19 protein-coding genes are annotated in these 21,570 nt (G+C 36.0%); 6 read left to right on the plus strand and 13 right to left on the minus strand.

Going from position 1 to position 21,570, the window contains the following annotated elements; translation table 11 throughout:
• Positions 1 to 36 precede the first annotated feature (36 nt).
• Both gpmI and tpiA read right to left on the minus strand, forming a co-directional pair.
• A complete protein-coding gene (gpmI, locus tag P0092_RS15335) occupies positions 37 to 1,572 on the minus strand; it encodes a 2,3-bisphosphoglycerate-independent phosphoglycerate mutase (protein WP_004616670.1) in 1,536 nt (511 codons plus the stop codon).
• 109 nt (positions 1,573 to 1,681) lie between these two features.
• Entirely contained in the window at positions 1,682 to 3,622 is a 1,941-nt protein-coding gene (tpiA, locus tag P0092_RS15340) for a triose-phosphate isomerase (RefSeq protein ID WP_004616668.1), read from the minus strand.
• 360 nt (positions 3,623 to 3,982) lie between these two features.
• On the opposite strand from tpiA, the gene P0092_RS15345 reads away from it, so the two are divergent.
• The 6 genes from P0092_RS15345 to P0092_RS15370 all read left to right on the plus strand — a co-directional run bounded on the left by P0092_RS15345 (position 3,983) and on the right by P0092_RS15370 (position 8,971).
• A complete protein-coding gene (locus P0092_RS15345; RefSeq protein ID WP_004616666.1) occupies positions 3,983 to 4,468 on the plus strand; it encodes a hypothetical protein in 486 nt (161 codons plus the stop codon).
• An 80-nt stretch (positions 4,469 to 4,548) separates the two neighbouring features.
• Complete coding sequence (locus P0092_RS15350) at positions 4,549 to 5,646, plus strand: ABC transporter permease (protein ID WP_004616664.1); 1,098 nt, start codon at positions 4,549 to 4,551, stop codon at positions 5,644 to 5,646.
• 16 nt (positions 5,647 to 5,662) lie between these two features.
• Positions 5,663 to 6,898 carry an ABC transporter permease family protein gene (locus P0092_RS15355; protein WP_004616662.1) on the plus strand — a complete coding sequence of 412 codons (1,236 nt, stop codon included), beginning with the start codon at positions 5,663 to 5,665 and terminating at the stop codon, positions 6,896 to 6,898.
• 12 nt (positions 6,899 to 6,910) lie between these two features.
• Positions 6,911 to 7,612 (plus strand): ABC transporter ATP-binding protein, encoded by a 702-nt coding sequence (locus tag P0092_RS15360; RefSeq protein WP_004616660.1) that lies wholly within the window; start codon positions 6,911 to 6,913, stop codon positions 7,610 to 7,612.
• Complete coding sequence (locus tag P0092_RS15365; RefSeq protein ID WP_422784819.1) at positions 7,605 to 8,240, plus strand: hypothetical protein; 636 nt, start codon at positions 7,605 to 7,607, stop codon at positions 8,238 to 8,240. The genes P0092_RS15360 and P0092_RS15365 overlap by 8 nt, the downstream gene beginning before the upstream one ends.
• Before the next feature lie 83 nt (positions 8,241 to 8,323).
• Positions 8,324 to 8,971, plus strand: a complete 648-nt coding sequence (locus P0092_RS15370) for a pentapeptide repeat-containing protein (protein WP_004616657.1) — start codon at positions 8,324 to 8,326, stop codon at positions 8,969 to 8,971.
• Here the strand turns inward: P0092_RS15370 and P0092_RS15375 are convergent.
• The 11 genes from P0092_RS15375 to fabV form a co-directional block, all read right to left on the minus strand.
• On the minus strand, positions 8,961 to 10,184 hold the full coding sequence (locus tag P0092_RS15375; RefSeq protein ID WP_004616655.1) for a hypothetical protein: 1,224 nt from the start codon (positions 10,182 to 10,184) through the stop codon (positions 8,961 to 8,963). The genes P0092_RS15370 and P0092_RS15375 overlap by 11 nt on opposite strands.
• A 39-nt stretch (positions 10,185 to 10,223) precedes the next feature.
• The gene (locus tag P0092_RS15380) at positions 10,224 to 12,101 is read right to left on the minus strand and encodes a beta-barrel domain-containing protein (protein WP_004616654.1); all 1,878 of its coding nucleotides are present in this window, start codon (positions 12,099 to 12,101) and stop codon (positions 10,224 to 10,226) included.
• A gap of 1 nt (position 12,102) precedes the next feature.
• On the minus strand, positions 12,103 to 14,304 hold the full coding sequence (locus P0092_RS15385; protein WP_004616652.1) for a peptidase domain-containing ABC transporter: 2,202 nt from the start codon (positions 14,302 to 14,304) through the stop codon (positions 12,103 to 12,105).
• Between the two features lie 250 nt (positions 14,305 to 14,554).
• Entirely contained in the window at positions 14,555 to 14,953 is a 399-nt protein-coding gene (locus tag P0092_RS15390) for a hypothetical protein (RefSeq protein WP_004616650.1), read from the minus strand.
• Positions 14,954 to 14,981: 28 nt separating this feature from the next.
• Positions 14,982 to 15,239, minus strand: coding sequence for a hypothetical protein (locus P0092_RS15395; RefSeq protein WP_004616648.1), 258 nt, complete (start codon positions 15,237 to 15,239; stop codon positions 14,982 to 14,984).
• A 46-nt stretch (positions 15,240 to 15,285) separates the two neighbouring features.
• Complete coding sequence (locus P0092_RS15400) at positions 15,286 to 15,441, minus strand: hypothetical protein (RefSeq protein ID WP_004616647.1); 156 nt, start codon at positions 15,439 to 15,441, stop codon at positions 15,286 to 15,288.
• Between the two features lie 129 nt (positions 15,442 to 15,570).
• Positions 15,571 to 16,899 carry a sensor histidine kinase gene (locus tag P0092_RS15405; RefSeq protein ID WP_004616645.1) on the minus strand — a complete coding sequence of 443 codons (1,329 nt, stop codon included), beginning with the start codon at positions 16,897 to 16,899 and terminating at the stop codon, positions 15,571 to 15,573.
• Positions 16,893 to 17,597 (minus strand): LytR/AlgR family response regulator transcription factor, encoded by a 705-nt coding sequence (locus P0092_RS15410; RefSeq protein ID WP_004616643.1) that lies wholly within the window; start codon positions 17,595 to 17,597, stop codon positions 16,893 to 16,895. The genes P0092_RS15405 and P0092_RS15410 overlap by 7 nt, the downstream gene beginning before the upstream one ends.
• 88 nt (positions 17,598 to 17,685) lie before the next feature.
• Positions 17,686 to 19,989, minus strand: a complete 2,304-nt coding sequence (gene secA2, locus P0092_RS15415) for an accessory Sec system translocase SecA2 (RefSeq protein ID WP_004616640.1) — start codon at positions 19,987 to 19,989, stop codon at positions 17,686 to 17,688.
• Between the two features lie 29 nt (positions 19,990 to 20,018).
• Complete coding sequence (locus P0092_RS15420) at positions 20,019 to 20,177, minus strand: hypothetical protein (RefSeq protein ID WP_004616638.1); 159 nt, start codon at positions 20,175 to 20,177, stop codon at positions 20,019 to 20,021.
• A 183-nt stretch (positions 20,178 to 20,360) separates the two neighbouring features.
• Complete coding sequence (gene fabV / locus P0092_RS15425) at positions 20,361 to 21,548, minus strand: enoyl-ACP reductase FabV (protein ID WP_004616636.1); 1,188 nt, start codon at positions 21,546 to 21,548, stop codon at positions 20,361 to 20,363.
• Between the last annotated feature and the right edge of the window lie 22 nt (positions 21,549 to 21,570).

Here is a 21,570-nt window from a genome sequence, read left to right on the forward strand (position 1 = left end):
ATATAGTTATAACAGCACTTTGAACCATTATATTTTTTATTTTTGAAGAAGTGAAATTCCTGTCATTTCGGCAGGTTTATCAACACCCATTATGTCAAGCATTGTAGGTGCAAGGTCAGCAAGTCTTCCTTCTTTTAGAGCAGCATTTCCCAAACCTATACCGATAAGTGGTACTACGTTTGTAGTGTGTGCGGTGAAGGCTCCTCCATTTTCATAATCAACCATCTGCTCTGCATTTCCGTGGTCGGCAGTTATCAATACTACTCCACCCTGTGCATTAACAGCATCAACTACTTTTCCTACACATTCGTCAACTGCTTCAACAGCAGCCTTTGCAGCATCAAATACACCTGTGTGTCCGACCATGTCGCAGTTAGCAAAATTAAGGATTATTACGTCGTATTGTTTTGAGTCAATTCTCTTAACCGCTTCTTCAGCAACTTCATAAGCACTCATGTCAGGTTTCAAGTCGTAAGTAGCTACTTTCGGTGAAGGTATAAGTGCTCTGTCTTCTCCTTCGTATTGTGTTTCAACACCGCCGTTGAAGAAGAAGGTAACATGTGCGTACTTCTCAGTTTCAGCAATTCTCAACTGTCTGTAACCAAGTCTGCTTATATATTCTCCGAAGGTATTATCCAGAGTCTGAGGCTTAAATGCAACTACAACATTCGGCATTGTCTTATCATACTGAGTCATGCAAACAAAGAATAGTGGGAAGAAACCTTTTGCTCTTTCAAATCCTTTGAATTCAGGGTCAACAAAGGTTCTTGTTATTTCTCTTGCTCTGTCAGGTCTGAAATTGAAGAATATTACTGAGTCATTTGCATCTATTGTTGCAACAGGTTTACCATTTTCCATTATAGCTGTTGGTTTTACGAATTCATCAAATTCTTTCTTTGCAAAAGATGCTTCTACTGCTTCAACTGCTGAATTTGCAGTTAAACCTTTTCCGGATACCATTACATCATATGCAAGCTGTACTCTTTCCCAACGGTTGTCTCTGTCCATGGAATAGTATCTTCCCATTACAGATGCTATTTTACCCACTCCGATTTCTTTCAGCTTTGCTTCAAGTTCTTCGGTGTATACCTTTGAGCTGTCCGGCGGAACATCTCTTCCGTCGTAGAAACAGTGTATAAATACGTCTTTTAAACCGTTTCTCTTCGCCATCTCAACTAAACCATATAAATGTGTATTGTGGCTGTGTACTCCTCCGTCAGATAAAAGTCCGAACAGATGAAGCTTGGAATTATTCTTTTTGCAATTTTCTACTGCTTTTAGGAATTCTTCTTTTTCAAAGAAATCTCCATCTTTTATTGATTTTGTTATTCTGGTTAATTCCTGATAAACAATTCTTCCTGCACCAATATTGGTATGTCCAACCTCAGAGTTTCCCATCTGACCCTCAGGCAGACCTACGTCCATACCGCTTGTATGAACAACGGTATTTGTATATTTAGTAAGATATCTGTCCAGATTCGGCTTATTTGCAGCCTGTATGGCATTCCCTTCTTGTTTCGGATTGTTTCCGAAGCCATCAAGGATCATTAATGTTACTAATTTCTTTTCCATATGGTTATCTCCCTCTTTCAATGTTACTATAGTTAGACCCTCCAGTACTAACCGGAGGGTCAGATAAATCAACTTTATACTAAATCTGAATTATTTACATACAGAAAATTTATGCTTTTGCTATTATTGAGAAATCCTCAACCTTTAAGCTTGCTCCGCCAACAAGTCCGCCGTCTATATCAGACATTGCAAATAAGTCAGCAGCATTCTTTGCATTTACGCTTCCGCCGTACTGAATTCTAACCTGTTCAGCTACTTCTGAGCCATAAAGTTCTACAATCAACGCTCTGATAACTGCGCAGACTTCATTTGCCTGTTCATTTGTAGCAGTTTTACCTGTTCCAATAGCCCAGATTGGTTCGTATGCAATAACAAGCTTGCTAACCTGTTCAGCAGTCAAGCCAAGTAATGCTACCTTTATCTGATATCTGATATGGTCAGCTGTAACTCCCTGCTCTCTCTGTGTGAGTGTTTCACCGCAGCATACGATTGGAGTCATGCCATATTTGAATATTGCATGAGCCTTTTTATTAATCATTTCATTTGTTTCTCCGAAATATTCTCTTCTTTCGGAGTGGCCGATTATTACATAATCAACGCCAAGGTCTGCAAGCATTGGACCGGAAACTTCTCCTGTGTAGGCTCCGTTTTCTTCCCAGTGCATATTCTGTGCTGCAACCTTTATGTTTGAACCTTTAGCAGCTTCAACAACTCCAGGCAGGCATACAAATGGAACACCAACTACTACTTCATTTTTTGCATCAGCAACAGCAGGCTTCAATGCATTTACAAATGCAACAGCTTCTGAAGCAGTTTTATTCATTTTCCAGTTACCTGCAGCAATTACTTTTCTTGGGTTTTTATCCATAAGAACTGCAATACCCGGAAGCTCTTTACCTTCTAAGAATTCAAGAGAAGCTCCTCCACCTGTAGAAATATGTGTGATCTTGTCAGCGTAACCGAGTTGTTCAACTGCAGCAGCTGAATCCCCGCCACCAACTATTGAAAGTGCTCCTGATTCTGCAACTGACTTTGCAATTTCCTTTGTACCTATTGCGAAGTTAGGGAATTCAAATACACCCATAGGTCCGTTCCAGATAACTGTCTTTGCTTTCATTATTTCTTTTGCAAATTTTTCTATTGTAAGTGAACCTATATCCATACCCATCCATCCGTCCGGCATTGCATCTGATGGAACGTACTTGATTTCTGTATCGTTCTTAAATTCCTTAGCTACCATACTTCCTATTGGAAGCATCAAATTAACACCCTTTGCTTCTGCTTTTTCCATAAGAGTCTTAGCAAGGTCAATTTTTTCCTCTTCACAGATTGAATTTCCGATGTGATATCCTTTTGCCTTTAAGAAGGTATATGCCATACCGCCACCGATTATCAATGTATCAACCTTGTCAATGAGGTTTTCGATAACTGCGATTTTGTCAGAAACCTTTGCACCACCCAATATTGCTACGAATGGTCTTGCAGGGTTAGCCAATGCCTTACCCATGAATTCGATTTCTTTCTTTATAAGGAATCCGCATACAGCAGGGAGATAATCAGCTAATCCTGCAGTAGAAGCGTGTGCTCTGTGAGCAGTTCCGAAAGCATCGTTTACAAATATTTCAGCCATGCTTGCAAGTTCTTTTGCAAAGTTAGCATCGTTCTTTGTTTCTTCCTTGTGGAATCTTACGTTTTCAAGCATAAGAACTTCGCCGTCTTTTAATGCAGCAGCCTTTGCCTTTGCATCTTCGCCTACAACATCTTTAGCCATTATTACTTCTTTTCCGAGAAGTTCGCCAAGTCTTACAGCTGTTGGCTTCATGCTGAATTTATCTTCAAAACCTTCCTTTGGTCTTCCTAAATGGGATACAAGTATAGTCTTAGCTCCCTTTTCAACAAGATATTTGATAGTAGGAAGTGCTCCAACTATTCTCTTGTCATCAGTAATCTTTCTGTCTGCGTCCAGTGGCACGTTAAAATCAACTCTTACTATTACCTTTTTGCCGGCAACATCAATGTCTTCAATTGTTTTTTTGTTCATCATGCTCATAAGTTCACGCTCCTGTATATATTTTTATTTATTTAAAAGATGAGTCAAAATTTAGGAAATGATTGCAATATGTATAATATCCAATTTTCCATCCAAATAACCAAAGTAATTTTACCTCTTTTTACTTGCTATTTCAATACTTTGTTAGTAAATTAACATATTTGAGACGTTTATTGAAGGAATGAAAAATATGTTTTAGTTTTACCCTTTATCTTCGATTTAACGTATTATACATTTTACTTATTATATTTTGAATACTTTATCGCCAAAAGAAGTTTAACATTAATTGACATTATTTTTACTATATGTTAATATATGTCAAGTTGATCAACTTAATAATTATTTTGAAAGGGGTTATTTATGCTCACAAAAGTAAATATAGGTAAATTAATAACTACAATTTTATCTCTTTCAGTAACTTTCTCTATTCTTGCTTACTGCTCAGGTGCAGCAACGTTTAGTCATTCCTGTTCTAGTTCAGACAGTAAAACCTTTACAGACAACGGCAGTACATATTATCTTAAAGTATCGTATGATTATGGCTCTGCCTTCCCATACGATGATGCTCTTTGTACCGCAACAGCTGGTGCTGAAACATATAAAGCCCGAGAGGCTTACGCTTACTTAGCTAATGGCTCTGCCACAACAGGAGTACAAAGACATGCCTCCTTCAGTGCAATTGGAAGCGGAATTCAAAATATTTCTGTTTCCGCAGAGCTATCAGGGTATGACCATGCCACCGGCTATGCCTATGCAGCCACATATAACGGTTATACCTTCCAAAACGGGTATGATCCTACATATGGCCAAACTATAAATAAGGACTCAAGACTGAATATTACTTAATAATTCTAAAAAAGGCAGCAGATTTACTGCAATGCATAAACTGCTGCCTTTAAAAAATCTATTATATTCTGGAGCTCAATATGAAAAAGAATATGTATTTATTGTTTTACAAAACAATTTCACTTATTAAAAACAATCGTCTGATATTTATGGTGCTTCTGCTAGTTCAGATTATCACAATCCTGTCCATGATATTTTTCTTTACTACAGTGGTAAAATCCAGGGCATCATATGTGGCTGCATATAAGTCAATGCGTACAATAACCGTAAATATGTCAAACGGAAAATATTATACTAAAAGCCATGACATTGCAGCCGATATAAAGAATAACGGAATAGCACAAATAGAAAATATTGAATTCCATTTTCTTGATAACATCTCATCAGAAAAACCTCCAAGAGAATTAGTAGCTTATTTACATCCCGAACTTTGCAGCGAAGATGTATTCGGAACCCCTATTTCACAGGAAGATATTAAAAAGCTTGCAAAAGCGGTGGTACCGAGCAATCAGAATAAAGAGATTAATCCTGATGCTGAAGAGTATCAAATCGGGGATAACATGAAAATTGCAGGGCTCAGCTTTAGGGCCTCCGGAATCCGCCAGGGCGGATATTTGGATGAAATCCCGTATACAACAGGTCTTAATGTACTAAAGCTTTCATCCTTCCGGGTAATTATTCCCACGGATGTTTCTCAAAGACAAAAGGAGCAGCTCCAGCAGTATTTTGAAAGTACATTTCAAGGGACCGTGCGTCTTCCCAAACCGGTGTCTCAGAAAACTATATCCAGCTTATTCTTTCCTTTGATTGCAAGTGTTTTTATCGGAATTATTGCAATATTAAATTTTATATTTATATATAAATATATGATGAAAAAATGCAGAAAGGATTATATTATTCTTCGTATTTGTGGCTGCTCTCGTTTTAAGAGCATTCTTTTGATATTCGCCCAGCTTGTTCTCATTTTTTCGTTTTCATATTTGATCAGCATATGCCTGCTTTTCCTCTTAAAACAATCGTGTTCAGGAAAATTTATCTTTGGTAGTATTTCTGTAACATTTCAAGACTGCATTATTATTTATACCTGTTTTGTATTAATAATCCTTACAATTATAGCTCCATTTGCTTTAAGCTTTTTTCGAAATTCATTAATTTCAAGTCAGAAATTCAATACATGATTATAGGCGGTGAAATATGAAAACACTTTTTTTGGCATTCAAATTATTCGGCAAAAACAAGTTTTTGAATATTGTTCTTGTTTTTGAGCTTGCTGCCATTGGAATAATATTAGTGGTAGCATCAAATATGTCTCAATACAGTACCAGCAGCATCAATACATTTAAGAACAGCAGCGACAGGATTATATACTGCATGGATCCCAACTGGTATAAGAAAGACAAAATAACATTTAATTTTTATTCCGAGTTGCGCAATAAAACAAAGGATTTAAAGTATTTTAAAGGTATTTCTGAAATAGGTGGAACTTTTATATATTTTAACAGAAAGCAACTTGAGGACAAATTACCCGCAAATGGTAGGGAAGCTTCCAATGTGATTTTATACGATGACGAAACCTCTAAAGCAATTAGATATCCCTTATCCGAAGGAAAATGGTTCAGTACAGAAAAAGTAAACGGTTATGTCCCCTGTGTCGTAGGAGGAATTTATGCCAAAAACTATAATGTAGGAGATAAAATTATCGGATATACTTTTATTGATAATAATTATACAATTCAAAATTGCAATCTGGTTATTACAGGGAAGCTTGCAAAGCCCGAAAAGGTATTGATTCTTGACTATTCCTCCATTAATATAGATTTGCCTGTTTCAAAGCTTTACATAAACATGATAGAAAACGAGCTTTTTTTGATAGCCCCGAGGTCTCAATTACAAATTCCTTCCGAATTAACTCCGAATGTTCTTCTTTATCTTGACAACTCCTGTCCCGAAAGTGAAATTGCAGGACTGCGGAAAAAGCTGACATTTTCCTATACCAAAACGGATACGGAATTACTTGAAGCTGAAAGGAATGAAAATTCTCAGCTTGTAGCAATTGTACTGCCCTTTGTATTCATGCTGTTTCTGATATCACTGTGCGGTATTGTTACCATGTGCCTGCTTACAACACTTAATAATATGGAAACCTTCAGCATCTATTATCTGACAGGCTGTTCCAGGAAAAGAACAATTTTCATCACCGGCATCTATTCTCTTTTATACATTATTTTTGCCGGAATCTTGTTTCTCATTGGACTATCCGCTTTTTATCACAGCAATAATGCCAGAATTGTGAATGTGTATTTTATTATGAATTCCAAAAGTATTCTGTTTACAGCGACAGCATGCATACTACCGGCCTTGCTTTCTTTTATTATTCCATTCTATGCATTAAGAAAAAACAATCCTGTGGAAATGCTTAAAATAGATTAAGGAGACTTATATATGATTGTGATTAATAATTTATCAAAGAAATTCAATATTGGTAAAAAAAATGAACTGACTGCTATAAACGATATATCCTTAACCATAAATGACGGAGAAATGGTAGCAATTATGGGAAGGTCAGGTGCCGGAAAATCAACCCTTATGCACATTTTAGGTTGTCTGGATAGTCCTACCAGCGGCTCTTATTTTTTGGATAAAGAGCAAATAGACGGTTTATCTGAGGGGCAGCTTGCAATAAAAAGAAACAGGAAAATAGGGATTCTTCTACAGGATTTTGCTCTTGTTAATAACGATACAGCCCTGCAAAACGTAATGACACCATTGTTTTTCAGTAAAGTGCCAATACTAAAAATGAAAGCAAAAACAAGAGAAGCACTTTCATTGGTGGGCATTGAAGCCTTAGCCAATCAGAAGGTCGGAACAATGTCAGGAGGTCAGAAACAGAGAGTTGCTCTTGCAAGAACTCTTGTAAATAACCCGTCAGTTATTCTAGCCGATGAACCAACAGGAGCACTTGACAGTAATACTGCCGATGAAATTATGCTCCTTTTACAGGATTTTAATAATAAAGGCGTTACTGTTGTAATCGTAACTCATGATATAAAAATCGCAGGCTACTGCAAAAGAATAATTGAGATAGCCGATGGTGTGCTAAGCAGCGATAAAGTATTGGAGGAAAACCGTATTGATAATGAATAATTTCTCTAAAAAGAAGAAAATAATTAGCGGAAGTGTGTTACTTATTGTATCTGTACTATTAGTCTACATACTAGTCGACCAGTTTACATTTTTTACCAATAAATCAGAAATTACAGGATTTATAAGTAAATATATGCGATCCATTGAGGGAATAAATATGCTGTCTGCGGATTGTCTTACTACTGATGATAAGGGAGTAAAAAGAATAGGAGATAAGAAAAAAAAAGATTTTCGTGATTTCTATAAAAAATATTATTTTGCTAACGACAGTAATAAAGAAAAACTCAAATATACTTTTAATACATATGATTCAGGTATACAAAATATCCTCGATAAAAAGGGTGCACTAAAACAATTCAACCTTAAATCGTTTAAAATAATTTCAACATTCAAAATACCCTTTGCATCTCATATAACAGCTAAAGTGTCTTACACAATAGATTATAAAGCAAACGGTTCTATCTGTTACTTTGATGGTACAGACATTTTGGCCATCCAATCCGGCTCCATTGATGAAGAACTTTCAGCTTCGAATCATATACAAGCCACTTTTTACTTAAAAAAAGTAGATAGCGATTGGAAGATATCAAGAATCCCCCGTTTAGAAAGTACAAATATAAGCGATTAATAGTTTCAGAGCAGCTCACGTTGAATAAAACTTTGCTTGATGCTATACTTTTTTAGTAAAGTACCTAAACAGGAGATTTAACAATGAAATTACAAAAGCCTAAGATACCTGACAAATTAATACAATCAGAAAATATAAATGAAATAGTTATGAGCTTAACCTCTTCAGGTTATGATATCGAAAACTACCACTTTAAAAGCTGTTCTCTCAATGACATTTCTTCCATTTCCGTAGAATTCAGTAAATGTATTATTGAAAAATGCAGTATTAAGAAATGCGATGTGCAGAACTTTGTGTTCGACAATGTTATATTCAGGGATTGTGATATTTCAAATATGGATTTCAGTGATGCGGTATTCAGAAACACCGAATTTGTAAACTGTAATCTTACCGGTATCATACTTTCTCACACAAGACTCAGCGATATATCTGTCAGCTCCTGCAATATGCAGTACTCAAATTTAACGAACTCGCATATCTCCCGGAGCCGCATTGAAAAGTCCAACCTTTCTAACAGCTACATATGGGAAGCTCAGCTAAAGGATGTGGAATTTGAACAATGTACTCTGGTTTCAGTAGAATTTACCGGAACCCTGCTAAAAGATATTGATTTTACTTCCTGTGAATTGGAGGGTCTGCTTATCAAAGGGCCTGAACTAAAGGGAGCCATTGTCAATGAATTTCAAGCCCTATCCTTGTCAAAGCTGTTGGGCATAGTCATTAAGGATTAATATTGCCGCTGATTGCCTTTTCTATTTTGCCAAGTGCTTCTACATACCCGCAAAGGCTGTCCCAGGCTTCCTGTGCTGCTATTTTGTAATTTACTTCTGCTTCCTTCAAAGACAGCTCTGTTGCAAGCTTGTAGTTATATTTATTGAGCAGGATTATATACTTTTGGTAAAGTGCATTTGCCTTTTTTTCTTTTATATTAACTTCATAGTATTTGCTTTTGTATTGAGAATAATAATTCTGGAGCAATGCTCTTCTTTGAATAAGCCACTTTCTTGCTTCTAGCTCTGCCTGCTTTTTTTCGTTAACAGCAAGCTTTATCTCATTGGAGGAATCCTTATAATATTCCTTTAATATACTTATTTTCCCATCCAATATTCTAACCTTTTCCCCCATTTGCATATTTTTGTAATCATTTAAGTAAAAGCTTTTCTCTACCTCAGAAAAATTTTTAAGGGGAATAGCTCTGATAGATGCTACAGGTACACTGATTGTTACCGCCTTTGTAGTGTCCATTGCGCTGCTGCTTAATACATTTTCCGTATTGGTATTAACTTGCTGTGTAAGCAACTCCTGCTGACTGATGTAATAGTCATAATCAGCATTATGTAAGTCAATATCTGACTGAAAGGCCATATCTTTTGATTTATTTATTTCCTCTGAATTTCCTTGGAGTCTGGCGTATTCAGCCATTGTTTTCTGAACTAAGCCTTTTTCGTACAAAAGCTTCATATTATATATGTCGTCTCTGAATAAGGATAATTGTGCAGTACGTTGAATATTCCGATACACAGATGAGTTATTATACGTAATAATGCTGTTTTCCTTATTTGAATACATTTCTGACTTTTGTGCTGTTAAATCAGCCAACTGCTTCTGATATTCTGCTGCGTCCTTATTTTGGTCGATGAGTTTTTTTATGTTCACTATATCATTATTGATTTTATCAAACTCCAGAGAATACTTCTGGTAAAGCAAATTGCTGTTTTCTATATCCATTTCTGTGCTTTGGACATTGTAGTAATTATTCAGATACAAATTCTGGATTTCGCCATATGTGTACTTTACTGAATTTCCCGTACCGTATACAAGGTTAAAGCTATCTCCCATACTCCAGTTCCCAAGGGATACAACAGAAGCAGCAGCAGCGGTGCTTATAGCTGCTGTCATCAGGGATAATGCTAAAAATACCGTACAAAGTTTTTTTATTAACATTTTATTCGCTCCTATGATAGATTTTAAAGCCATGCTACATCAATCCAGCAGATTTATTTTTTCAAGGAAATATCGTAAAAAGCTCTTTTCCTTGGTTATTACATTTGCTTCACATATCATTCCTGCCTTTATTTCTCCCTGTCTTCCGGAACTTCCAAGCATTTTTGTAACCGGAACCGTTGCTTCAACAATATAATAGCTTTGTCCCTCTGGATTATTCACTGCGTCCTTTGATATACTTGTTATTTTTCCTTGTGCCTGTCCGTATTCTCTGTACGGCAGTGCTGCAAAGTTGTATTTCACCGTATCCCCTGTATGTATTTCACCAATGTCTTTATTACTTACTGTTATCTGCATTTTAAAAGCTGAATTGGTGTCGGGTATTATTGTTAATATTTCCGCTCCTGCTGCCACCAAGTCCCCCGGGTAAATGTCCTTTATTATGTTAACTTCTCCGTTTACACCGGCCTTTACAATGGCATTGTCAATACTCAGTTGCAGTTTTTTTACGTTTTCGTTAACACCTGTAATACTATCGGTTATTGCTTTAATCCTTTCATCGGCAGCAACTACCTCCTGAACCTTTGTTCTCTCCACCAGAGAGTAATTAAGAGAGTCATCATTATTGCCATCGGCATCTGTTATGGTCTTTAGTTCTGCATCGGAAAGCACATTTTTTTGTCTTAATGTCCCGACGGTGTTGGTTAAACCGTCTATTGCCTGAGCTGCATCGTTCCGCTCCTGTAAATACAATGCTTTTAAGTTGTTTTTTCTGTCCTTCTCATTTAAATCAAGAAGACCCTGTTTGCCCTGTGTACCTGAAAGTTTGCTTTCCTTTTCCTTTATGCTTATTTCAATATCGTTTATGTTTTTCTCCAATTCTGATAAAAACTTACTTTTGTATGAAGTGTATTCACCTTGGGAATTCTGCATTTGTGAACGTGCATCCTCCAACTCGGCTTTTGTAATGGCTATTCCGCTTAGTGAAAGGTATGCCTCGTATATTCTTTTTTTCTCATCATATGTATTTTTCAGCAGATTCAATTTATTTTCATAATCTGAGTAAAGATAAGAATACCTGTCTCCGGACAAAAAGCTATTTTTTGACTCGCTGACACTCTTTTTCAGTGTCTGATATGCCTTTAACTGAGATTTTTCCTCTTCAAACGATTGTTTCATGGCATCTGGGCTGTTACTCTTTATTTCATCAGCCTGTCGGTCGTATTTTCTTTGTATTTCTGTTTTAGCTATAAGGTATTTGTCATATTTTTGTTTGAATTGCTTTTCCTGTTCCTCTCCCGAATCTAAATAATTTTTATTGTTGTCCAAGGATTTTATATACTTTTTCAAATATTCTATTTCTGCAAGGCTCTTATTGAGTTGTGTACTGTTAAGAAGCTTTTCTTCACTAAGCTTTGTAGTTTTATATGCCGTGTCTGTTTGAGAAAATCTAATGTCCATGAGAAGCTTTCTTACCTTTTCAAAATATACAGGCTCTTTTACGGAATCGAAACTATTTTCTTCCGTAGTAATGCATTTTCTATATATTTTCAGGTTATCCAAATCTTTTTCCAATTCGTTAAGCTTCTCTTCTGCCGACTCTTTTTCCATTAACAAATTGTCGTGTTTGATTACGTATAGAACATCACCGGCCTTAACTGCCATACCTTGTTTTAAATTAGTGCTTTTCAGTTCTCCCCCAACAATGTTCCTGACAGTACTTATTCCTAATTCGGGCCTTACCTGTCCGGGGGCCTTCACCACTATTTCCTTCTTGCCAAAAGCTGCCCATATTACAGCCGTTACAACCAATCCAATCAAGATATATGTAAATATCCACACAAAGGGATGAGGTTTTGAATGATACATTTCACGGCTTTCTGTAAGTTCATTTATATCAATTAATACTTCCTTCATTCTAAAGCTCCCCTCCTGTCATGGAATATGCGGGTGTTTCAGGCAGCTGTCCCTTCCATAACTCAAAGTATTTACCTCCGAGTTCCATAAGTTCCCCATGGCTGCCCTGTTCAATAATACTGCCTTCCTCCATTACATAAATCCTGTCACAACGTTTAATAGTGCTTAATCTGTGGGCTATTATAATGGTTGTTACACCGCTGCAAACGGTATCCAGTGTTTTTTCTATTGCCTTCTCAGTAATTGAGTCCAGATTACTGGTGGCTTCATCCATTATAAATATGTCAGGTTTTTTTAAAATAGCTCTGGCTATTGCAAGCCTTTGCTTTTGTCCTCCCGATAAATTTGCACCATTTTCTTCAAGATAAGTTTCATAGCGCAGTGGAAGCTTGTTTATAAAATCATGTGCCTGTGCCATTGAACAGGCTTCTATTATTTGCTCCATATGAGTATTTTGGCTGCCCAAGGTAAGATTTTCACGGATTGTTCCGCTAAACATAAAAATATCCTGAGAAATGTAGGCAAGCTTTTCTCTGAGAGGCTCAAAGGATATATCCTTTATATTATAGTCTTTTATAGTAATTTCGCCCTTTTCCCATGTATACAGGTTCAATAAAAGCTTGACTAATGTAGTTTTTCCAGAACCGCTTTCCCCTACCAATGCAATTTTTTCGCCCTGCTTTATTGTAAAATCAATGTTTTTTAATACCAAAGAACGTGTTCCATACCTGAAATCAACATTTTTAAAAGAAATATCTCCCTTTAAATCAACAGGTTTTATTTTTTCACCTTCATTTTGGCTCTTTTCCAACTCCAGGTCAAATATTTCTCCAAGTCGGTCAGAAGCTACTATTGCGGTTTGCAACATAGGTTGCAGATTTATAAGGTTTTTTATGGGGTCAAGGAAATATACCAACAGAGCATTAAAAGTTAAAAGCTGTCCTACGGTCATGTGGCCCTTTATAACATTCCACGCACCAGCCCACAATATAACTATGCCTCCGGCCAGAGCAGCAAAGGAGGTAATTGATGTACGAACGTTATTAATTATACCTCCTTTAAATATAGAGCGAAGCAGCTTTATAAACCTTGTCTCAGTTTTCAGCGATGCTTCACCCTCGGCATTAAAGGCCTTTACCGTTTCAATTCCATTTAAGGATTCCACAAGATATGAGGTGAGCTGTGAATTCTCTTCCATTTGCTCCTGATTAATTTTCTTTATTGGTTTATTAAACACAAAAACAATAATCCCGTATATTGCCCCTATAATGGCTGCTATTATAAAAAGTGCAGAATTCTGCGTATAGAGTATAACTGCTCCTGCCAGTGCCATGAATGTGTCAATCATAATTGTAAGAGTAGCACCTGAAATTGCATCCCTTACCTTTGATGCATCCATAAATCTTGAAACAATTTCTCCCACCTTCCTTGTACCGAAGAAATTCATAGGAAGTCCGAGAACATGCTGGTAGTAGCCTAATATTAGAGGTATATCTATTTTTTGTGACAAATATAGTATCATATGAGCCCTGAAAGCACCCAATAAGGTCTGAAAGAGGTATAGCAGAATTATACCTATAGAAATTACATGAAGGGTTTTTTCAAGGTTGTATTGCAGAATATCATCAAGTAAAAACTTAAAATAAAATGAGCCCAGAATTCCTAACACCGTGTATACTAAGGATGTTAAGAAAATATTTATTAAGAGCTTCTTTTGTGGCAGAAGCAAACTGAAAAATCGTGAAAAAAGACCTTTTGTTTCATCCCCCTTGTTAAAGGAAACATTAGGAACCATTAGCACAAGTACGCCTGTCCATATCTTAAAAAAATCCTCAGGTGTATACTCAACAATACCCTTTCCCGGGTCAGCAACCAAAACCTTTTTTTTAGTTATTTTATGTATTACAACGTAATGCAGTAATGTTCCGTCAACTACAACATGGGCTATACACGGTAATGGAAACTCAGAAAAAAAGGCCTCCTGATTGCCCTTCACTCCTTTTGCTGTGAAACCCAGACTTTCAGCTGCCTTTATCAATCCATATGCATTTGTACCTTGTTTGTCGGTGCCAGCCGTTTCTCTTATCTTTGTTATTGATGTTTTAAATCCATATTGCTTACTTATAGTTGCAAGACATGCTGCACCGCAATCTGTGATGTCATGCTGCTTGACACAATAAAAATGTTTGAATGGGATATTCATTTATCGACTCTCCAATTTTACTAATTAATTACATAGTTTAACATATTTGATGAATGTATAGAAGGAAAACTTATAATTTTGTATAATTACTAATTGAAAGATGAAAGGCATTCAGCTTCTATTATTAGAAACCTGAACGCCTTTTCAAAGAATACAATATAAGTTGTAAATAGAAATGAATATCGGTAACACCGATACTTCGGAAAAGCTTAATAAATTAAAAACATCATATTTAAAGATACATCATATTTCAAGCAAGAAGGAAATCCTTTTGCTGTGAGTTCCTGTTTAGTTTGTCATAAATATTCCAGCACAAAAAGTTATGGATTTTGCTTGTTTCTTTTTCACTATCTTTTGAAATACATACCGCATTTACCATATGAAAAATAGGCTTAAAAACATAATCACCAGATGTGGTTACCCTTTTTGATAGCGGAACAAGTATTTCCATGTCTATCAAAGGTAATCCATCGTGCATTTCAATTGAAAATGTTACCGTTGTTATGGCTCCATATTGTTTTAAGTTATTATCTTTAAGAAATTTTTTTATCTTAATAATTTCAAAAATGACCTGTTTACTTGTCATTTTTTTTCTTAAAGTAATAACATTTCTCAATCGATAATCCTTTTGTACTGATGATAATGCCATTTAAATTCTCCTCTGAGCTTAAATACTTTCATTTGTAAAATTTATTTAATGCTCCTATTATCACATTGATTATTGCGGCAACCAAAAATATACTGGAAAGTATAATACCTACAACCGCCATCCATCTTTTAGTGGATTTCATGCCTAGAATACCCAATATCAGCCCTACAATTGAAACCGGAATTCCTACAATAGGTAGCAACCAAGCCAAGGTATCAACTATGCCCAATATAAATGAAGTACGAGCTTTATCCATACAATCCGGTTCATTATTTGAAAAAGACAAACCTACAATTTATTCCACCTTCTATTCCTACAAAAATTAATAGACATTAAAAATAATTTATAATTTTAATAATACCTATAATAATAGTTGTAACGCATTGCCTCGGCGAATCGATACCGCCATCTACACACATAGCCTCATCGTTTTCCAAAACTTCAAATTGATCTGCCTTAATATCCATACAAACGTTTTTCTTACCCATAAAATCCTCCTTAAAAAAAACTGTATTTGGCAATGTCTCAACTTCAACCAAATACAGTTTATTATATTTACAATAATATTCAATATTTTTTGCACAACATGTCTATATAATGTCATAAAATGTATACATTCACATTTTTATATTGAGCAATATTTCCAATTTAAATACTTTGTTTTCACATATGGTGCTCAGACTGCCACCATATTTCTCTACGCTATCATTAATATTTTTCAGTCCAAAACCGTGATGTTCCTTGTTTTGTTTTGTAGTTTCAATCTCTTTTCCTGTAATTTTTATATCTTTTTCAACTGAATTTTCAATTAGAATAAATAAGCACTTACCCTGTATGTATGTAGCAATTTTTATAAAGCGCTGAGAATCTTGGGATTTCACAGCTGCTTCTATGGCATTGTCCAGAGCGTTTGAAAAAATAGTACTGATATCAAAAGGGTTTATAAAGTTCTCCCTTGGCAAAATACCTGAAAACTCAAATTTTATTCCCAGATTATGTGCCATCTTGTTCTTTTCGTTTAATATTGCATCAGTGATACTGTTGCCGCTGCTTATTTCAAGGTCAAGTCCACGCATGGTGTCCTCAATTTCGTCAAGCAGTTCCTTTGCTTCATCAATATCATTATTTTCAATGAGAGTCCTAATCAATCTTAAGTGATTTTTCATATCATGCTTCAGTTTTCTGGTTTCCTGATTTTTACTCGTTATCTGCTCGTAATGATTAAACTGTGTTCGCAGTTGGGCTTCAGACATTTCATTGAGATGCTTATATTTCTTATTAAGAATCATCTTATCAATCAAAATCATTACTATTACGTTGTATATTATTGTACATAAAGATGCAATTAACAAAAATGCAGAGGTATTTACCGGAACCTTTACGAAATTCCTTACTCCCCAGTCAAGAATTGTGATTGAGGCAAAACTGAAGGCAGGGAGCATAATAAGAATCAATGTCTGAACAGATGATAGTATGTTTATTTTTAATGTTGTGTTAGTAGCAAAGTTCCTCATGAGAATATATACAAGTATAATCAATATGATTTTTATTACAGTAACCCATATTCCTCTTACCCCTCCGGATAAAGTACTAAAAAATAAATTATAGTTAAATCCCATATTTGTAAAGGAAATTATAAAAATATCTAAAACATAGTTAAGACAAACTGCCGTGCAAAATGCAAATATCTTGTGTGCAAAGTTCCCTTTAAAAGCCGTAAATACAAAAAAGAGTACAAATAAAGAAGTGATGAAATCAACTATAAACAAAATAGGAAAAATAATTTTAGCCACTTTAAGTAATCCGTATATAGCAAAATATAGTATTACATTTTTTTTTGCTCTTTCGGTAAAGTCTAAAAATATTGAAATCATAAAAACAAAAATTAATATTTCAAATATACTTGAAATCAAGTCAATTAGGCTGTTTCCCAAAAATCCTAGCATCTTATATTTCCTTTCATAAACGCCTTGAAAGCCTCCTTGAATGAATTAATCTTTAGTCTGCTAATTAAAACTTTCTGGTTATTTGTTAAAATAATCTCATTGTTTGAAAATTCACAAACATGCTCAAAATTTACAAGATATCCCTTATGACATCTGAAGAACTGCTTGTTTTGGAGGGAGGCTTCTATTTGATTCATTTTACCTATAATCGTAATAATTCCGTTTTTTGTATGAATATCAATTTTTCTCCCGTTGCACTCAAAGTAATAAATATCATCTATTTGAATTCTGAAAGTATGATTGTTACTTACCGCTTCAAAATGTGTAGTTTTCCTGTCTATAACTTCATTTATGGCATTTTTGAGAATACGGTTGACTTTGTCTATGTCAATGGGTTTTACAAAATAATTATACGGCTTAACCTGAAAAGAATCAAAAACCATTTCCTTGTGAGACGTAAGAAATATAATCATTCCCTCATAACCGCCCTTACGAAGCTCCAGGGCTGTTTCTATGCCATTTATTCCTGTCATTTCAATATCCAGTAACACAATATCGTTATACAGATACTTACTGTCAAGCAAGTTCTCTCCACAATCATAGGAATATACTTCTATATCAGGCCTTATGCCTTTTATGTTATCGGATAATGTTCCGGTAATATGGTTTTCATCATCGCATAGGGAAATTCGTATCATTCAATCACCTGCATAAAAATATTATGTATATTGTACCATAATTTTCTATCGTTCTGAATAGTTTTTATATCACAAGATAAAGATGCATTTATAATCTGCTGAATATTGAGAAATTTTTTACCTTGATACTGTCATTAATTATATAAGTCCAAGTAGCCGAAGGGGTTTTCAGGCCCTTATCAGCCAGCTGGCTGTCATTCATTGAGAAGTCGGTATTTTCCAAAGTTTCAAGAATTCTTTCCTTCATTTCTTCCTGAAGCTGTTCAAATTTGCTGATACTGAGTCTGTTAAACTCGTCCACAGGTTCTTTTCTTCCTGCCAATACCAGATTTATTCCTTCCTTTATGTTTTCGCAGTATTCAAGAAAGTCATACCAAAGTTCGTCCATACAGTTAAGAGACATTTTTCTCTGAATTTCATCAACTCTTTCTTTTCCATACCGGCTGCACAATTCATCATACAGCTCTTTTTTCTCTGTGGACAAAAGCCCTGGGGCGCCGGAGGACAATACTTCAAACCTTTTTTTCATAAATGCCCTTCTTTGCCATTCAAGGAGATATGAATACTTCCCCAATGTTTTTCTTATCTCAAAATTCTGACCGTCCACCACTCTCTGTATATGGCATATTAATGACAAAAGCTTTCGGTCATCAAGCCTCTCCTCTTGCCTGAATCCATAATATTTTGAAGGTATATCTTTTTTTAAGCCGAATTGTACCAGTAAATCGTCTTCCAAGCTTATAAAAAAGCGTGAAGAACCGGGGTCACCCTGCCTGCCAGCTCTGCCCCTCAACTGATTATCTATCCTGACACATTCATTTCTGCTGACGCCGATAACATAAAGTCCTCCCAATTCCAAAACTTTTTTTCTTTCTTCGGGAGAGTCTTCTCCGCCCAACTTTATGTCTACTCCACGTCCAGCCATATTGGTAGAAACTGTGACAGCTCCAAACTTCCCGGCAAGAGCAATTATCTTGGCTTCCTCTTCGTCATTCTTTGCATTTAACACCACACACTCTATTCCCTGTTGCCTGAGCAAGGCTGCCACCTGCTCTGACTCCTTTATGCTGGAAGTCCCTATCAGTACCGGACGCCCCATACTATGAGAGGTACATACCTCTTTAACTACAGCGTTGTACTTTGCTTCTTTATGAGTGAAAACATAATCATCGTAATCAATACGGATACATTTTTTATTTGGGTGGACAACATATACATCATGTTCATATGTACTACCGAATTCGTCCTCAGATGACTTTGCCGTAGCAGTCATCCCTGACATTTCAGGATATAGGCTTATAAAATTTTGAATTGGTATTTTGCCGAGTATTCTGTTACTGGCCGTACATTTAATTCCGTGAAGAGCTTCTATGGCTATCTGCAGCCCATAATCCCATTTTCTTCTGTCCGCAACTCTCCCGGTAAATTCGTCAATAATTTCAATTCGGCCGTCTTTTATAATATAATCTATATCTTGTTTTAAAAGAACTTTTGCATGAAGAAGATTGTTTATGTCCGTAAGTGTTTCAACATTCTTACGGCTATACAGATTCCCGCAGCTCAGGTATTTCTCCGCTACAGAACTTCCTTTTTCAGTTAAATAAACATTTCTGCTGTTCTCATCAGTCATGTAATCAATATTCTGCCTTAATAACCCCACCAGTTCTAGAAGTCGGTTATCTATTTGGTGCTGATCGCCGATATTCCCTGCAATAACCAACGGCGTTCTGGCCTCATCTATAAGAATTGCATCCGCTTCGTCAACAATTACACAGTTGAAGAGCCTATGTACAGTTTCACTTTTTTCGTAGACTATGGAGTCCCTTAAATAATCAAAGCCTGCTTCTTTTGGTGTAACATAAGTTATGTCTGCCAGATAGGCTTTCCTTCTTTGAGGCCTGTCCATGTTTTCCTGAATATATGCTGCTTTTAATCCCCAGAATTCATATATTCCCTGCATCCATTGGGCATCTCTTTTAGCAAGGTAGTCATTAAATGTTAAGACATGAACTCCTTTTCCGGTAAGAGCATTTAAAACTGCCGGAAAAACTGCCGCAAGGGTTTTTCCCTCTCCTGTGGGCAGTTCCGCAATTTTCCCAAAACATAACGCTATTCCCGTCAATAGTTGTGATTCGTAAGGCTCCAAACATAATACTCGCCTGCATATCTCTTTTGTAATTGCATAACACTGAGTCATATATCCATTAGCAAATTGCTTAGTGTCACGAATATTGGAATTATTATCAAGATACCGTAAATAATTTTGTTTATAGGTATTAATTATTTGCTTCAACTCAGAATCAGAAAGTTTAGTAAAGTCTTTTTGGTTTATTATATTGACCAACTCTTTGTACTGTGCCGGCCTTATACCTTTTTTTCTTTTTAGTAACATAAAATACCCCCGTTATATTATTTTAGGAGTTATCTCTGAGGTACCATATCTTGAATCAGCATGTCCATCCTTGTGAGGCTATAGCCTGCCTTCTGAAGCAATATGCTACTCCTGCCTGATAGTTTTCCCCATTTCAATTCCTTTGCCTTCTCAAGGTCGTTCAGGCCAATTTCCTGTCTCCCCGGCATAATTCAATAGCCTTTCAATCTCATAAGCAGGATTAATCAATACTCTGCCTCCTTTTGACTGATTGTTTATTTAATTATATATCACTATATCACTGTTTTATAGAATAAATTAGAAAAAAAGCATAAAGCCGGAAAGCCTGCACCATGCAGAAATATACCGGATTTATGCTTTTTAACAATAGTTTAGTCTATGCCCTCAATACTTATATCTATATCAACATCGGCGTTATAGTCAACACCTTCAAATTCAAAACCAAAAAGTCTGAAAAACTCTTTTCTGTAGCTTTCAATATCAGTGATGTCTTTTACATTATCGTTATTAGCTTGATTCCAGAGTTTTGTCACCTCAGCCTGAACTTCAGGAAGCATTTCCAAATCATCCATACGGATTCTGCCCTTGCTGTCCAGTTTCAAGTCCCCGGAATAGAGCCTGTCATTGAACATTCTGTACATTTGCTCAATACAACCCTCATGAATATTTTTTTCTTTCATTACTTTAAATAATGCACTAATATAAAGGGATATAACAGGTATAGCAGCGCTGGCTTGTGTTACAACCGCTTTATTGATGGAAACATAAGCTTTTGTGCCGATGCCTTTAAGATTCTCGTTAATTTTTGTCACAGTAGCCTCAAGGTCATCCTTGGCTTTTCCGATAGTTCCCTCCCTGTATACAGAATGAGTCATTTCAGGGCCTACGTAGGAATATGCAAGGGTAATTGCATTTTCCTCAAGAGCATCGGCATTTTTCAGGGCGTCCATCCACATTTCCCAGTCCTCTCCGCCCATTACCGCAATGGTTTGTCTTATTTCATCTTCGTTGGCAGGCTCAATAGTTGTTTCAGAAACAAGCTGTGTATGAAAGTCTACTGTTTTTGATGTATAAGTTGAACCAATTGGCTTTATAACTGAATTGAATACCTCACCGGTTACAGGATGTGTCCTTCTTGGAGAAGCCAGACTGTAAACTACCATGTCTATCTTACCAAGGTCTTTTTTTATCAAATCTATAGTTTTCTGCTTTATTTCATTTGAGAAGGCATCCCCGTTTATACTTCTTGCATACAGTCCGTCTTCTTTTGCTATTTTTTCAAAAGCAGCTGAATTGTACCATCCTGCAGAGGCCGTTTTATTTTTAGACCCAGGCCTTTCAAAGAATACACCGATTGTAGCTGCTCCGCACCCGAAGGCAGCAGTTATTCTGGATGCCAATCCATAACCTGTGGAAGCTCCAATAACCAATACTTTTTTAGCACCATTTACCTTTTTCTGATTTTTAACATACTCAACCTGTTTCCTGACACTATATTCACAACCTGCAGGGTGTGATGTTGTACAAATGAATCCACGGAATTTAGGTGAAACTATCATAAAATCCTCCTTGAATATCAGC

This window comes from Ruminiclostridium papyrosolvens DSM 2782 (assembly GCF_029318685.1).
GTDB lineage: Bacteria > Bacillota > Clostridia > Acetivibrionales > DSM-1351 > Ruminiclostridium > Ruminiclostridium papyrosolvens.